The organism is Methylobacterium sp. Leaf100 (genome assembly GCF_001422845.1).
Classification (GTDB): Bacteria; Pseudomonadota; Alphaproteobacteria; order Rhizobiales; family Beijerinckiaceae; genus Methylobacterium.
In genome coordinates this window covers 15,754-29,655 of sequence record NZ_LMMW01000019.1, presented here as the reverse complement: position 1 = coordinate 29,655, position 13,902 = coordinate 15,754, and the positions used below count along the sequence as shown (strand labels likewise).

The following is a 13,902-nucleotide window of genomic DNA, read 5'->3' as shown; positions in this document are numbered from 1 at the left end:
CCATTCGTCATCGGAGACGTCGGACGGGTAGGCTTTGCGTGAAGAGGTCATGCCCCTTCATCTGGAATCCAGCCGTCATAGGTCCATAACAGCCTCTAGGGGCTCGGGCCGGTCTGATCTTTTCCTTGGACCACCTGGACGCGCCGAACCCGAAGCGTCACGATCCCGGCGTTCCGGCGACGGGCGAGGACGAGCCGATCGGCGATGACCTGGCGGCTTGCGTCGCACACTTGATCGAACTTGGCTTGGACGAAGCGCGCCCTTCCATCGACGGGATCGCGCGCCGCCTCGGCCTTTCCCGCCGTTCCCTGCAGCGTCGTTTGGACGATGCCGGGACACGCTATGCCGACATTCAACAACGCATCATGGCCCGCCGTGCCAAGACTCTGCTCGCTGAACCGGCGCTCCCCATTGGACGAATAGCCTGTGAACTCGGCTATACGGACGGCTCGCATTTCACGCGTGCATTTCTGGAATGGACAGGCATGACGCCAAGTCAATGGCGTCGCGATGTCCGTCTTCGGGGACCGGCCAAAAGCCTTTGAATGACACGGTCGAGGGGAAGGCGGATCGGCGACATGCACTCCTCTCGTTCGCGTTCGATCACCACCGAGATGCCTTGCAGCCCGACCGAGCCCGACGCGTCGGAGACTCGCACGCCGCCTGCGCCCTCCCCCTGGATCGCCGGCCTCGACGGGTGTCGCGGCGCCTGGGCCGGGGTGCTGCTCAACCTTGCCGACGGATGCCATCGCGCCGCCCGGTTCGCAACCGTGGCCGATCTCGTCGACGCCCCCGAGGCGCCGGCCTTCGTCGGCATCGACATCCCCATCGGCCTGCCCGACCGGATCACGGATGGCGGGCGCGTCGCCGATCGGGCGGCGCGGGCCTATCTGGGCCAGGGGCGGGCGAGCGTGTTTCCGATGCCGCCGCGCGCGGCCGTCCATGCGCCCGATTACGAGACCGCCAAGGCCCTGTCGCGGGCGGGCAGCGACCCGCCCTTCGCCCCCTCGATCCAGGGCTGGAACATCTTTCGGAGTGTGCGGGAGGTCGATGGCCTGCTCCGAGCGCGGCCCGATCTGTGCGACCGCCTGCACGAGGTCCATCCCGAGGTCGCGTTCCGGCGCCTCAACCGGGACCGGGCCCTTGCGGCTTCGAAGAAGACGCCGGACGGGCAGGCCGCGCGTCGGGCGCTGCTTCTCGGCGCCGGGCTGCCCGAGGCCCTGGTCGCGGCGCGCCCCGCCGGCATCGGCGCCGACGACCACCTCGACGCCCTCGCGGCCCTGGTGGTGGCCCGCGACCTCGCGCGTGGCCGCGCCGTACCGATGCCCGATCCGCCGGGGCGCGATGGCTTCGATCTCCCCATCGTGATCTGGGCGCCCGGCGACGTGTCGTAAAACACTAGCGTGCCGGCCATTTCACGCTAAATGACGGTCCTGACAGGTGAAAGCCGACGCGATCGAAGAAAATATCCTTGTCCGACGGATTAAAATATTTTTCTCGATGCTGGGATGCCGCACAATACTTCGGAATGACCCGATGACAGCACCGACCTCCGCGCCCAGCGCACCCGACACCGTGCACCCGCCGGTTCGCGAGGTCGCCCGCGCCCTCGTGTTCGATCCGGCCGGGCGCCTGCTCCTCATCGCCTACGAGTCCGTCCGGCCCATCGATCCGGCGAATCCCGACAACCGCACCTTCTGGTTCATGCCGGGGGGCGGACTGGAGCCGGGCGAATCCCATGTCGAGGCCTGCCGGCGTGAACTCGAAGAGGAGATCGGCGTTGCCGATGCGCCCATCGGTCCGCAGGTCGCAGGCTGCGACGGGCCCTTCCACCTGTTCCGGACGTCGCGCGATGCCCGCGAGCGCTACTTCGTGGTGCGGCTGCCCGACGACCGTATCGACACCCGGCGCCTCGCCGAGACGGAGTACAACCCCGTCCTCGGCACGCGCTGGTGGACCCTCGACGAACTCGACGCGACGTCCGAGCGCATCGAACCCGCCGGGCTGGCACGCGTCGCGCGCGCCGTCCTGGGTGGCACCCTTCCCGCAACGCCCGTGGCCCTGAACTGGCACGGCACCCGATGAAAGGCCGATCCGAGATGACCACCCCCCGCACCGGTACGTTCCCCGAGAAGCTCAAGGAAGGCTACCAGTCCTTCGTCGAACGCCGCCTTCCCGACGAGGCCAAGCGCTATTCCGGCCTCGCCAAGTCGCAATCCCCCGAAGTCCTCCTCATCGGTTGCTGCGACAGCCGCGTCTCACCCGAGGTGATCTTCGACGCGGGTCCGGGTGAACTGTTCGTGATCCGCAACGTCGCCAACCTCGTGCCCCCCTGCGAGGAGCAGGGCGGCGAGTTCCACGGCACGTCGGCGGCCATCGAGTTCGCCGTGCAGGGCCTGGAAGTGAAGCACATCGTCGTGATGGGTCACGCCACCTGCGGCGGCATCAAGGCCTTCGCCAGCCCGTCGAACCCCCTGTCGGACGGCGACTTCATCGGCAAATGGGTGTCCCTCGTGAAGTCGGCCGCCGAGAACGTCGAGGACCAGAACGGGCCGGACTACCTCACACGCCTCGAATACGCGATGGTCGGCGAGAGCCTGAAGAACCTCATGACCTTCCCGTTCGTCCGCGAACGCGTCGAGGCCGGCACGCTGACACTGCACGGCGCCCACTTCGGCATCGAGCGCGGCGAACTCCTCGTGCGCGATCCCGAGACCGGCGACTTCCGGCCCGCCGTCGACATGGCCGGCAAATCCATTAGCCAGACCGCGCTGATCAACTGCCAGGAGGCGTAGGACGCACGCCTCACCCGACGCAATCGGGGATGCACGATGTGGAAGGGTGGCTCGCGTGGCCTTCGCATTCGAAGGGCCGCCGAGTCACCCTATTCTCATGACAGCATCCCGCCCGGGGGATCGCGGAACTGCGCCGAACCGGGTGACCACCGTCGCCGCGCCGAACAGGAAAAGCGCTGTCCTCGGGAAAGGCCGTCGATCAGCCACGAAAAAGGGATGCCGGACTTTCGCGCGGCATCCCTTTTTCGTGTATTCCCCGGGCGTTCCGCCCGGGGGACCGTGCGGCTCAGCGCGCGCCGGGCAGGCGGCGGGCCTCCTGGTAATGGTGCTCCAGCACCGGCAGGGCCTGCTGGGCGTGGGCGCGCAGGGCCGGGTTCGGGCCGTTGGAGGCGTAGGACTGGTACATCCCGAGAGCCATCCCGTGCGACTTCACCTGCATCGAGCCGTAGAGGCGGTCGAAGCGCGGACCGGCCGGGGTCTGCGACAGCTCGGCGAGCATCGCCTGCTGCTGCGGGTTCGGCTGGACCAGGGTGGTGCCGGCAGTGGTGTCGACATCGCCCACCATCGCGCCGGTCGCGGCACCGCGACGGGCGCCCGCGCCGAGGCCCTCGAGGCCGCCCACCGGACCACCCGCGAGGGTTCCGCCGACGACACCCGTCGCCGCACCCGTGGCCGCGCCGACGGCGCCGCCCGCGATGGCGAGCGGGGCGGTCACGAGACCGCCGAGGCCATCGTTGCGAGCCATCACGTTGGCTTCACCGCCCGCCAGGGCGACGTTGGCGGCGCGGTGATCGCGCACGGCCTCCTTGGCGAAGCGGACGACCTGCGGATTGCGGCTCTTCGACAGGGCGATCTGGCTCGACTGCACCTCGAAGGCGTTGGACTGCATCGCGGCGAGGCGGAAATCGCCCATGTCCTGTGCGAAGGCGGGGGTCGCGAGGGCCGTCACCAGGACACCCAGGGCAATCGACTTGTTGATCATGATCATCCTCAATATGGCTGCAGCGACATACAAGAACGGACCCAGAGGCACTTGTGCCCGCACAGGTCCGTGACTGTCGCCTTCGGCGGGACAACGGGGGAAGACCTGATCCGTTCCAGGCTATCTTCGCGGCATGACGATCGTATCGGGTGCGATCCTTGGAATAGACCCGCGTGAAGCTTGGCGCGATCCAGGGCCTGCGCGCCTTCGCGGCCCTCCTCGTCGTGGTCCATCACGGGCAGGTCGAGGCGGCGGCCCTGGCCCTGCGCGCCGGGCTTCCCTTCGGCCCCAGCACCGGGCTGGCGTGGTCGGCGGGCGTCGACGTGTTCTTCGTGATCTCGGGCTTCATCATCGTCCACGCGAGCGCCCCCCTCTACGGGCGCCCGGGGGGACGGGCGCGCTTTCTCGCCCACCGGATCGCCCGGCTGGTGCCGCTGTACTGGCTGGTGACGGCCCTCTACCTCGCCCTCGTCCTCACCGTGCCGGCGCTCCTCAACGGCGCGGATCCCCCCGCGCCCGGCTACGTCGCCGCCTCGTTCCTGTTCTGGCCGGCCCTGCGCCCGGACGGCATTCCCCAGCCCCTGTACGGCCTCGGCTGGACCCTGAACTGCGAGATGTTCTTCTACGCGGTCTTCGCCGTCGGCCTCGGCTGGGGCCGGGGCCGGGCGGTGCTGTGGCTCGGCCTCGCCCTCGCCGGCCTCGTCGCCCTCGGCCGCCTGGTGCCCGAACCGCCGACGCCGCTCGCGTTCTGGGGCAGCCCCATCGTCCTCGAATTCGCCCTCGGCGCCGGCCTCGGCCTCGCCCGCGCGCACGGCCTGCGTTTGCCCGATGCCGCCCGGCTGGCGCTCGCCGCCACCGGCCTCGCCGGCCTCGCCGTCGCGGGCGAGCCCGGCGAGGCCCTGCGGCCCCTCGCCTATGGCGGGCCGGCGCTCCTGCTGGTGGCCGCCGCCGCCCTCGGGCGCGAGCCGCCGCCGGGGCGCGGGACGCGGCTCGGTCCGGCGCTCGTCGCCCTGGGGGATGCGTCCTACGCCCTCTACCTGATCCATCCCTTCGTCCTGCGCGCCACCCGCGAGGCGATCACGCGGCTGGGTCTCGCGGCACTCGTCGGCCCGTGGGGGGCGCTCGGCCTCATGCTCGCCCTGTCGGTGGCCGCGTCCCTGGTGGTCGCCCGCTTCGTGGAGAGGCCCATGACCCGGGCCGTCCGGCACCGGCTCGACCCCGGGGCCGGTGCCGGAACCGTTCAAAAACCGTGTGACGGCCCGCCGGGCGGAGTTTGCCGCACGCCCAAATCGCATTAGCCTCCGGTGTCTCGCGCCATCGAAGACCCCGCTGCGAAGGCCCCGCCGCCATGAAGACGCTCCTGGTTCCCGTCGCCCTGCACGACAGCCTGCCCTCGGTGTTCGAGACGGCGATCCTCGCCGCCCGTCGCTTCGGCAGCCTCGTCGAGGGCGTGTCCCTGCGCCCGGCGCTCGCCGAATACGTCCCCGTCGACATGGTCGGCGGCATGACCTGGCTGCGCGACGAGGAGGCCGACAAGGCCGAGGCCGAGGCCGCGGGCGGGCGCTTCGTCACCTTCATGCAGCAGGCCGGCGTGCCGCTCATGGCCGACGGGCCCTGCACCCCGGCCGGCATCGGCGCGGCGGGCCCGCGCTACCGCTGGCGCCCGGACGTTCCGGCGGGCGACGCGTTCCTCGGCCAGTACGCGCGGCTGTTCACCGCCACCGTGGTCGGGCGCCCCGGCACCGACGACGGCGCGCCGCGCATGACCACCTTCGAGACCGCCCTGTTCGAGAGCGGGCGGCCGATCCTCCTCGCGCCCCCCATCGCCCCCGCGACCCTCGGCGACGCCATCCTCATCGCCTGGAACGGCTCCACCGAGACGGCGCGCGCCGTGGCCTTCGCCATGCCGTTCCTGCGCCAGGCGCAGCGCATCCGGGTGATCAGCGTCGAGGGTGGCACCGTGCCGGGGCCGACCGCCGAGGAGCTCGCCCGTGCGCTCGCCTGCGAGGGCATCGACGCCGATCACCGCGCCCATTCGGCTGGGCGGCGCACGCCCGGCGAGGTGTTCCTCGCAGAAGCCGAAACCTTCGGTTGCGACCTCCTCATCAAGGGCGCCTACACCCAGAGCCGCCTGCGCCAGATGATCTTCGGCGGCCCGACGAGCCACCTGCTGACCCATGCGGGCATCCCGATGCTGATGGCGCATTGACGGGGCCGGAGCCCGCGCCGGCCAAGCGTATCCATATCGCGCGCAATTGACTTGCGCACGATCCGGAGGCGGGGCAGGGTCGCGGCCGGAATCGGCCACCGGTCGATGGGAAAGGCTCCACATGATCAGAACCGTCCGTACCGCCGTACTCCTCGCCACCACGGGCCTCGCCCTGAGCCTCCCGGCCCGGGCGGAAGCGCCGGTGGTGCGCATCCGCGGCACCATCGCGTCGGTGACGGACAATGCCATCACCATCAAGCCGCGCGTCGGCGACGCCATTCTGGTCCGCCTCGGCGACGGCGTCCGGGTCGCGGGTGCGAGTGCGGCCAAGATCGCCGACATCCTGCCCGACAGCTATGTCGGCACCGCCGCGACGCCCCAGGCCGACGGCACCCTGAAGGCCCTCGAGGTCGCGGTGTTCGCGCCCAGCATGCGCGGCACCGGCGACGGCCACTACCCGTGGGATCTCGAGAAGGAGAACACCATGACCAACGGCGCAGTCGGCGCCGTGACGGGGACGACCAACCGCACCATCACGGTGACGTATGCGGGCGGACAGAAGGTCATCACCGTGCCGGACGACGTGCCCGTGGTGGCCCTGGCCCCCGCCGATGCCGGCCTGATCAAGCCGGGCGCCCGCGTCGTCGCCTTCACCCGCGCCGATGCCTCCGGCACGGCGGTCGCCGACCGCATGGTGGTGGGCCAGAACGGCACCGTTCCGCCCATGTGAGTCCGCCCATGTGAGGTCGGATCGACGTGAGGTCGGATCGAAGGCGGGCGCGCCGGTGGCGCGCCCGGACGTGAAGAAGAACCACAACAGGAGAGACACGCCATGATGAAGAGCCTGCTGACCGGCCTCGCCCTGACCCTGACGATGGCCGCCACCACCGCGCGCGCCGACGACATCGTGCGCTACCGCGGCACCCTGGAGAAGGTCGACGGATCGACCCTCACCATCAAGCCGCGCACGGGCGACTCGATCACCGTGACCTTCGCGAACGACACCAAGATCCTCGCCGCCACCACGGGCCAGCTCGCCGACATCAAGTCGGAAAGCTACATCGGCACCGCCGCGATCCCGCAGCCCGACGGCACGCAGAAGGCCCTGCAGGTGACGGTGTTCGCCTCCTCCCTGCGCGGCACAGCCGACGGCCACTACCCGTGGGATCTCGGCTCGAACTCCACCATGACCAACGGCGCGGTGGGCACCCTCTCGGGCACCGAGGGGCGCACTCTCCTGGTCAAGTACCAGGGCGGCGAGAAAAAGGTGACGGTGCCGGAAGACGTGCCCGTGACCCTCGTCGACCCCGGCGAGAAGAGCATCCTGGTGCCCGGCTCCAAGCTCGTCGCCTTCACCAAGAAGGGCGCAGACGGCACCCTCACGGCCCCGATCCTCATCGTCGGCCGCAACGGCACCGTGCCGTCCATGTGAGGCACCAAGGTAGAGCCCTCCCCCGCAAAGGGGGGAGGGACCTGCGCTCCGCGTCACCGAGCGCGGCCTGTCCTGTCGACCGAGCCCCCGATGACCCTGGTTCCTGAGCCCCCCGCCCGCGTCGTGGTGATCCACCCCCTGGTGGTGCGCCTCACCCACTGGATCAACGCGGTGGCGGTGTTCTGCATGCTGTTCAGCGGCTGGGCGATCTACAATGCGTCGCCGCTCTTCCCCTTCGCCTTCCCGAAATGGGCGACCCTGGGGGGCTGGCTCGGCGGGGCCATCGCCTGGCACTTCGCCGCCATGTGGCTGTTCGCCCTGAACGGCCTCGTCTACGTCGCCTACGGGCTGGCGAGCCGGCACGTCGCTCGGACGTTTCTACCCTTGAGCCCCCGCGCCGTGTGGCGCGACGCGAAGGCCGCGCTGACCTTCCGCCTCGCCCACCGTCTCGGGCAGTACAACGCCGTGCAGCGCCTCGCCTACGCGGTGGCGTTCCTGCTGGGCGCCCTCCTCCTCGCCTCGGGCCTCGCCCTGTGGAAGCCGGTGCAGTTCCAGGGGCTGGCCGCCCTGTTCGGTGGCTACGAATGGGCGCGCCGGGTGCATTTTTGCGCCATGGCGGGCCTCGTCGGCTTCATCGTCCTGCACCTCGCCCTGGTGCTGGTGGTGCCCAGCACCCTCCGGGCGATGATCACCGGTCGCGCCCGCGTGACCCCTTCGGAGACGCAAGCATGACCCGCGATCCCGAAACCACCGCCCGCCTCAAGGCCCTGCGCGCCGACCTGCAGCCCGAGCTGGTGAAGCTGGAGCGCCGGGCACTCCTGCGCTCGGGCCTGTCGCTCGGCGCCCTCACGCTGCTCACGGGCTGCGACCTCTCCACGGGCTCCAACGGCAACGCCGCCGACCGTGTGCTGTGGGCCATGTCGAAGTTCAACGACCGGGTCCAGGGCTGGCTGTTCGACCCCAATAAACTCGCGCCGACCTACCCGGCCGCGATGATCGACACGCCGTTCCGGTTCAACGCCTACTACCCGCCGGACAACATCCCAGAGGTCGAGGGCGCCGACTGGAAGCTCAAGGTCACCGGCCTCGTCGCCGACAAGTCGCCCTGGACCCTCGAAAAGCTCCGCGCCCTGCCGCAGGAGAGCCAGATCACCCGCCACGTCTGCATCGAGGGCTGGAGCCAGATCGGCCAATGGAGCGGCGTGCCCCTCAAGGTGTTCCTCGAACGGATCGGCGCCGATCTGACGGCGAAATACGTCGGCTTCAAATGCGCCGACCGCTATTACGGCAGCCTCGACATGCCGAGCGCGCTGCACCCCCAGACCGTCCTGGCCCTCGACTTCGCCGGCAAGGAACTGAGCACCGAATACGGCTACCCGTTGCGGGTGCGCGTGCCGACCAAGCTCGGGTTCAAGAGCCCGAAATACATCGCAAGCGTGTTCGTCACCAACGATTATCCGGGCGGGTACTGGGAGGACCAGGGCTACAATTGGTTCAGTGGGATCTGAGCCGAGCGTACGAGCGGATTCCCGTCACGTCGTCCCGCCGGTCGCGGGCGGCGGGGCGAGGCGGTCGCTGAGCGACTGCTCGTACTGGATGAGGTCCTTGCAGCGCTTGAGCGCGCGATAGAGTTCGCGGGCCGCCACGAACTCGTGGATGTCGCGGATGTACGGCGCCGTCGTCGGCACCGCTTCTAGCAGGGCGTTGGCCTGCCGCACGAAGATGTCCTCGGCTTCCGGCGTCGGCTCGGCGAGGTACAGCACCGTCAAGGTGAGGTAGAGGCGCTTGCAGGCCGTGTCGGCCTCGCTCTCCAGGATGATGTCGCTCTCGCGCAGGAAGTTCGTCACCGTCTCGATGACGAAGGAGGAGCGCCGCGATCCGTTGCGGATCGCCGTGCCGCCGATCAGCAGGCGCTCGAACGGTTTCAGTTCGATCTTGAGGGGCATGGCGTCTCACGGGCGGCAGGGTCTCGCCTCCTTCCTCGGCGATCATGGTTAACAAAGCCTGAAGACGCCGAGAAGCCGATCCGGCTAAACCTCTGATGGATCGACGGATTCGTCCAGCTCCATGGCATTCGACCGACCCACGTCACGCCGTGTTCATCACAACATTTAACAGGATCGCAAGGGGGGCGTGGTTCTGTGGCGCTGTCTCCAAAAACGGAGACGCACCGATCAGAATGGATCGAAACCAATGTCTTCAGGCGTCACCCTCACCGCCGCGACCCGCCAGAACCTGCTTTCGCTGCAGGGCACCGCGGACCTCCTGTCCAGCACCCAGAACCGACTCTCGACGGGCAAGAAGGTCAACTCGGCCCTCGACAGCCCCGTCAGCTTCTTCACGTCCCAGGCGCTGACCAACCGCTCGTCGGATCTCGGCGGCCTCCTCGACAGCATCTCGAACGGCGTCCAGACGATCCAAGCCGCCAACCAGGGCATCACCTCGATCCAGAAGCTTGTCGACTCGGCAAAATCCACCGCCAGTCAGGCCCTTTCCACCAAGTCGACCGCAACCGGCGCCAGCGCGACCAGCGCCGTCGCGACCGCAGCGGCTTCCCTGACATCCTCCACCGCGACGGCTGCAGCCGGCGCCGGCGGCGGCACCGGTGCCGCAGCAGACGGCACGCACAACTTCTCCGGCTCCCATTCCTCGGTCTTCGTCGTCAAGGACGGAACGAATGCTGAGACCACCATCACCCTCAACGCTGCGAATTTCGGCAATACGGTCAGCGACCTGACCAAGGTCAGCGCCGGCGAGATCCTGACGCAGATCAACAGCCAGCTGACCGCAGCCGGTGGCAATGGCGCCCAGGTTCAGGCGTCGCTGACGACGGACGGTCGCCTGAACTTCACCTCGACCGCGACGGGCAGCGATTCGAAGGTGACGATCACCACGGGTGCCGTCCCCGGCGATACCGACATCGGCTTTGGCACCACCGCCAGCGCCGCGACCGTCGCCACGGGTGTCGATCCGACCGACGGCTCCACGAAGGCGCGCGCGACCGGCACGGCGGTGGCTGCATTGGGCGGCGCCGGTGTCGCCGGTGCCACTTCGGGTATCACGGTGCAGCTCGGCAACAGCCCGGCCAAGACCCTGACCTTCACCGGCACCGGACAGACCGGCGCGCAGTTGGTCACCCAGATCAACGACCAGATTGCTGCCGATGTGGGCCTCAAGGGTAAGCTGACCGCAAGCGTGACCAACAACCAGCTGACGATCCGGTCGACGGACAGCGGTCCCGAGCAGAAGGTGACGGTGAAGTCCATCGGCACAACCGATATCGGGTTCGGAACCGGAACCAGTTCAGCGCCGAGCACGGGCGTGACCGCATCCGGCACCGGCTCGACCTCGGCGAACGGAACCAATGCCCGTACCGCCCTGGCGCAGCAGTTCAACGAACTCCTGACTCAGATCACCCAGCAGGCGCAGGACTCGAGCTACAACGGCGTCAACCTGCTCTATCGCGCCGGTTCGGACGCGAAGGAGAACACCCTGCACCTGTCGTTCAACGAGAAGGACACGAGCTCCCTGGACATCAAGGGCGTCAAGTTCGACGCGACGGGCCTCGGACTGCAGAGCGTCTCCGGCGGGTTTGCCAGCGACGACGACATCAAGGCGTCCCTCACCCAGCTGACGAACGCTTCGGCCGCGCTCCGCACCCAGTCCTCGACCTTCGGCTCGAACCTCACCGTCGTGCAGAACCGTCAGGACTTCTCGAAGCAGCTGATCAACATCCTCGACACCGGCTCGGCCAACCTGACGAACGCGGACCTCAACGAGGAAGCCGCCAACTCCCAGGCCCTGTCGACCCGCCAGTCCATCGGCATCTCGGCGCTCTCGCTCGCCAACACGGCCCAGCAGGGCATCCTGCAGCTGCTCCGCTAAGCCAAACGCCACCGGCCTTCGGGCCGGCGGTCCGGACGACGACGAAAGGCCGGGGCGGTGCGCCCCGGCCTTTTCGCGTTCGAGGACCGGCGTCGACGGAAAAGTCCGCCTACTCCACCGGCGACACCAGCACCTCGGGCAGTTGGAGGTGGAGCGGGTCGTCCCGGGTGCCGAGGCCGCGCGCGGCGATCTCGGCCTGGGCGGCGTAGGCGGCGATGAGGCGGGGGCCGAGGTTCGGCACCTCGACCTTGCCCGAGGGTGCTCCCTCGGCGTTGCTGCCGGAGACGATGGTCAACCGCACCGGCCCGCCCACCGGCGCGTCGATGACGAGGCTGATGGCGCAGGCGACGGATTCGGACGTGGTGTCGAGGCACTCCGACACCACCTCGGCGACGATCATCCCGAGGGCGTTCGCAGTGCGCGGCTCGACGAGGCTGGTGCCGGTTCCGCCGATGGTGACGCCGATGCGCCCGGCGCGCCGCAGCTGGCCAAGGCCGGAGGCGAGGCGGTGGAGATAGTCGCGCAGGTCAATGGAGGCGATGTGGGGCGCCTCGTGCAGGTGCTGCTGCACCAGGGCGATGGCCCGCACCCGCTGGCCCAGGGCCTCGAAGCTGCCGCGGCAGGGGGGCGGCGCCGCCCGTCCGTAGAGGCCGATGAGGCTCACCATCACCTGCAGATTGTTGCGCACGCGGTGGTAGACCTCCGCGAGGAGCGCCTCCTTCTCCACGAGGGCGCGCTCGGAATGCTCCCGCGCCTCCTTGCGCTCGGTGATGTCGAAGCTCGTACCGATGTAGCCCTCGAACGCCCCGTCGCGGTGGAGCGGGCGGCCGGTGTCGAGGAGCCAGCGATAGGCGCCGTCGTGGCGGCGCAGGCGAAACTCCACCGTGAACGGGTCCCGGGCGGCGAGCGCCGTCTCGAACACCGACGCGTGGGCGGCCTCGTCGTCCGGATGGAGGCCGCGGCGCCAGCCCCGGCCCCGCTCCTCGGCCGCGTCACGGCCGGTGAAGGCGAGCCAGGATTCGTTGTGGTGGACGGCGTGGCCCCGCGTGTCCGTGCGCCACATCATCAGAGGCACGAAATCCGCGAAGCGTCCGAAAGGGTCGCCCGCCACCGCGTGGCCCGGCCCTGCCTCGCTCAACGGGGTGTCCGCGGCCATGTTCGTCCCGATCTACCGTTTCACACTGGCCCCACCACGCGCCAGACGCCGGTCAACGTGCCGTCCCCCGCCCCGTTCCGATTCGCCCTGCGGGTTCGGCGGTTGTCCCCGTCGAACACGGGAAAGCCCCTGCAGATGCCCGTGCAAGAGAGGCCCTTGCAAGAGAGGCCCTTGCAAGAGAAGCGCCGAACGGCAGGTCCGGCCCCGGGGGCCTCAGAGCATGCTGGGCAGGATGCGGTCCGGCGGGCGGTGGCCGTCCATGAAGATCTTGATGTTGATGATCACCTTCTCGCCCATGTCGGTGCGGCTCTCGTGGGTGGCCGAACCCATGTGCGGCAGCAGCACCACCTTGCCGGCGCGCGCGAGCTTGACGAGGCGGGGGCTGACGGCGGGCTCCTGCTCGAACACGTCGAGGCCGGCCCCCGAGACGTCGCCGGCCTCGATGAGGCGGGCCAGGGCCGATTCGTCGATCACCTCGCCGCGGGCGGTGTTGACCACGATGGCCTCGGGCTTGAGCAGCTTGAGGCGGCGGGCCGACAGGAGGTGGTAGGTCGCCGGCGTGTGCGGGCAGTTCACCGACACGATGTCGACGCGCGCCAGCATCTGGTCGAGGGATTCCCAGTAGGTCGCGTCGAGGTCGCGCTCGATGGTGCCCGGCACCCGGCGACGGTTGTGATAGTGGATCTGCAGGCCGAACGCCTTGGCGCGGCGTGCCAGCGCCTGGCCGATGCGGCCCATGCCGACGATGCCGAGGCGCTTGCCGGTGATGCGCCGGCCCAGCATCCACGTCGGCGACCAGCCCGAATCCCAGGCGTCGTCGGGAATGATGCGCGCGCCCTCGGTGACCCGCCGGGCCACCGCCAGGATGAGCGCCATGGTCATGTCGGCGGTGTCCTCCGTCAGCACCCCGGGGGTGTTGGTGACGGTGATGCCGCGTTCCAGAGCGGCGGCCACGTCGATGTGATCGACGCCGTTGCCGAAATTCGCGATGAGGCGCAGGTTCGGGCCGGCCTGGGCGAGGAGCCCCGAATCGATCTCGTCGGTCACCGTCGGCACGAGGACGTCGGCCTCGCGCAGGGCGGCCGCGAGGGCCTCGTGGCTCAGGGGCTTGTCGTCGGTGTTTGGACGGATCTCGAAGAGTTCGCGCATGCGCGTCTCCACCACCTCCGGGAGACGCCGGGTGATCACGACCAGCGGCTTGCGCTTGAGCGACTGCATGCACCCTCCTCGATGCGAGCGATCCCCGGCGCGCCCTGCTCGGGTCCGGTCGGGTCGGCTCGCCCATGTTCCGGCCCGGCACCGGCGTGGCGGCTTACCGCGCGTTAACCACGCATCGGCCAGAACCACGTATCGATCCGGACGGATAGACGCGACGGGGGTTGGAATGGGCGGCAACCCGCTCTCCAGCCCCGACGGCCTCTCTACCAGAGAGGCGACGGAACA

At 69.4% G+C, this 13,902-nt stretch carries 15 protein-coding genes; 11 read left to right on the top strand and 4 right to left on the bottom strand.

Annotation, left to right across the window (positions count from 1 at the left end):
- Nucleotides 1–125 precede the first annotated feature (125 nt).
- From ASF25_RS21930 to ASF25_RS12350, 4 genes are all read left to right on the top strand, one after another.
- Nucleotides 126–545 (top strand): helix-turn-helix transcriptional regulator, encoded by a 420-nt coding sequence (locus tag ASF25_RS21930; RefSeq protein WP_244473003.1) that lies wholly within the window; start codon nucleotides 126–128, stop codon nucleotides 543–545.
- A 69-nt stretch (nucleotides 546–614) separates the two neighbouring features.
- Nucleotides 615–1,394 (top strand): DUF429 domain-containing protein, encoded by a 780-nt coding sequence (locus ASF25_RS12360; RefSeq protein WP_056304943.1) that lies wholly within the window; start codon nucleotides 615–617, stop codon nucleotides 1,392–1,394.
- A gap of 142 nt (nucleotides 1,395–1,536) precedes the next feature.
- Complete coding sequence (locus ASF25_RS12355) at nucleotides 1,537–2,085, top strand: NUDIX domain-containing protein (RefSeq protein WP_056304927.1); 549 nt, start codon at nucleotides 1,537–1,539, stop codon at nucleotides 2,083–2,085.
- Between the two features lie 14 nt (nucleotides 2,086–2,099).
- Nucleotides 2,100–2,795, top strand: a complete 696-nt coding sequence (locus tag ASF25_RS12350; protein ID WP_056260858.1) for a carbonic anhydrase — start codon at nucleotides 2,100–2,102, stop codon at nucleotides 2,793–2,795.
- A 286-nt stretch (nucleotides 2,796–3,081) separates the two neighbouring features.
- Here ASF25_RS12350 and ASF25_RS12345 read toward each other — a convergent pair whose 3' ends face one another.
- Nucleotides 3,082–3,777, bottom strand: a complete 696-nt coding sequence (locus ASF25_RS12345; RefSeq protein ID WP_056304937.1) for a DUF4142 domain-containing protein — start codon at nucleotides 3,775–3,777, stop codon at nucleotides 3,082–3,084.
- A 188-nt stretch (nucleotides 3,778–3,965) separates the two neighbouring features.
- On the opposite strand from ASF25_RS12345, the gene ASF25_RS12340 reads away from it, so the two are divergent.
- The 6 genes from ASF25_RS12340 to ASF25_RS12315 all read left to right on the top strand — a co-directional run bounded on the left by ASF25_RS12340 (nucleotide 3,966) and on the right by ASF25_RS12315 (nucleotide 8,926).
- Nucleotides 3,966–5,075, top strand: a complete 1,110-nt coding sequence (locus tag ASF25_RS12340; RefSeq protein WP_056304935.1) for an acyltransferase — start codon at nucleotides 3,966–3,968, stop codon at nucleotides 5,073–5,075.
- Between the two features lie 50 nt (nucleotides 5,076–5,125).
- Nucleotides 5,126–5,986, top strand: coding sequence for a universal stress protein (locus tag ASF25_RS12335; RefSeq protein WP_056170577.1), 861 nt, complete (start codon nucleotides 5,126–5,128; stop codon nucleotides 5,984–5,986).
- A gap of 121 nt (nucleotides 5,987–6,107) precedes the next feature.
- Nucleotides 6,108–6,716 (top strand): hypothetical protein, encoded by a 609-nt coding sequence (locus ASF25_RS12330; protein WP_056170580.1) that lies wholly within the window; start codon nucleotides 6,108–6,110, stop codon nucleotides 6,714–6,716.
- Between the two features lie 102 nt (nucleotides 6,717–6,818).
- A complete protein-coding gene (locus tag ASF25_RS12325; RefSeq protein ID WP_056170583.1) occupies nucleotides 6,819–7,418 on the top strand; it encodes a hypothetical protein in 600 nt (199 codons plus the stop codon).
- A 90-nt stretch (nucleotides 7,419–7,508) separates the two neighbouring features.
- Nucleotides 7,509–8,150, top strand: a complete 642-nt coding sequence (locus ASF25_RS12320; protein WP_056304925.1) for a cytochrome b/b6 domain-containing protein — start codon at nucleotides 7,509–7,511, stop codon at nucleotides 8,148–8,150.
- On the top strand, nucleotides 8,147–8,926 hold the full coding sequence (locus tag ASF25_RS12315; RefSeq protein WP_056304923.1) for a molybdopterin-dependent oxidoreductase: 780 nt from the start codon (nucleotides 8,147–8,149) through the stop codon (nucleotides 8,924–8,926). The genes ASF25_RS12320 and ASF25_RS12315 overlap by 4 nt, the downstream gene beginning before the upstream one ends.
- A gap of 24 nt (nucleotides 8,927–8,950) precedes the next feature.
- On the opposite strand, the gene ASF25_RS12310 is transcribed toward ASF25_RS12315, so the two are convergent.
- Nucleotides 8,951–9,364 carry a flagellar biosynthesis repressor FlbT gene (locus ASF25_RS12310; RefSeq protein ID WP_056304921.1) on the bottom strand — a complete coding sequence of 138 codons (414 nt, stop codon included), beginning with the start codon at nucleotides 9,362–9,364 and terminating at the stop codon, nucleotides 8,951–8,953.
- Nucleotides 9,365–9,611: 247 nt separating this feature from the next.
- On the opposite strand from ASF25_RS12310, the gene ASF25_RS12305 reads away from it, so the two are divergent.
- Complete coding sequence (locus ASF25_RS12305; protein ID WP_056304918.1) at nucleotides 9,612–11,303, top strand: flagellin; 1,692 nt, start codon at nucleotides 9,612–9,614, stop codon at nucleotides 11,301–11,303.
- Nucleotides 11,304–11,412: 109 nt separating this feature from the next.
- On the opposite strand, the gene ASF25_RS12300 is transcribed toward ASF25_RS12305, so the two are convergent.
- Together ASF25_RS12300 and ASF25_RS12295 are read right to left on the bottom strand one after the other, a co-directional pair.
- Complete coding sequence (locus tag ASF25_RS12300) at nucleotides 11,413–12,459, bottom strand: PAS domain S-box protein (RefSeq protein ID WP_056170598.1); 1,047 nt, start codon at nucleotides 12,457–12,459, stop codon at nucleotides 11,413–11,415.
- Between the two features lie 213 nt (nucleotides 12,460–12,672).
- A complete protein-coding gene (locus ASF25_RS12295) occupies nucleotides 12,673–13,677 on the bottom strand; it encodes a D-glycerate dehydrogenase (RefSeq protein ID WP_056170601.1) in 1,005 nt (334 codons plus the stop codon).
- Nucleotides 13,678–13,902: the final 225 nt, after the last annotated feature.

Coding starts and splice junctions, on each gene's coding strand:
- ASF25_RS12360 (WP_056304943.1), top strand. CDS start 615: ATGCCTTGCAGCCCGACCGAGCCCGACGCGTCGGAGACTCGCACGCCG.
- ASF25_RS12355 (WP_056304927.1), top strand. CDS start 1,537: ATGACAGCACCGACCTCCGCGCCCAGCGCACCCGACACCGTGCACCCG.
- ASF25_RS12350 (WP_056260858.1), top strand. CDS start 2,100: ATGACCACCCCCCGCACCGGTACGTTCCCCGAGAAGCTCAAGGAAGGC.
- ASF25_RS12345 (WP_056304937.1), bottom strand. CDS start 3,777: ATGATCAACAAGTCGATTGCCCTGGGTGTCCTGGTGACGGCCCTCGCG.
- ASF25_RS12335 (WP_056170577.1), top strand. CDS start 5,126: ATGAAGACGCTCCTGGTTCCCGTCGCCCTGCACGACAGCCTGCCCTCG.
- ASF25_RS12330 (WP_056170580.1), top strand. CDS start 6,108: ATGATCAGAACCGTCCGTACCGCCGTACTCCTCGCCACCACGGGCCTC.
- ASF25_RS12325 (WP_056170583.1), top strand. CDS start 6,819: ATGATGAAGAGCCTGCTGACCGGCCTCGCCCTGACCCTGACGATGGCC.
- ASF25_RS12320 (WP_056304925.1), top strand. CDS start 7,509: ATGACCCTGGTTCCTGAGCCCCCCGCCCGCGTCGTGGTGATCCACCCC.
- ASF25_RS12315 (WP_056304923.1), top strand. CDS start 8,147: ATGACCCGCGATCCCGAAACCACCGCCCGCCTCAAGGCCCTGCGCGCC.
- ASF25_RS12310 (WP_056304921.1), bottom strand. CDS start 9,364: ATGCCCCTCAAGATCGAACTGAAACCGTTCGAGCGCCTGCTGATCGGC.
- ASF25_RS12305 (WP_056304918.1), top strand. CDS start 9,612: ATGTCTTCAGGCGTCACCCTCACCGCCGCGACCCGCCAGAACCTGCTT.
- ASF25_RS12300 (WP_056170598.1), bottom strand. CDS start 12,459: ATGGCCGCGGACACCCCGTTGAGCGAGGCAGGGCCGGGCCACGCGGTG.
- ASF25_RS12295 (WP_056170601.1), bottom strand. CDS start 13,677: ATGCAGTCGCTCAAGCGCAAGCCGCTGGTCGTGATCACCCGGCGTCTC.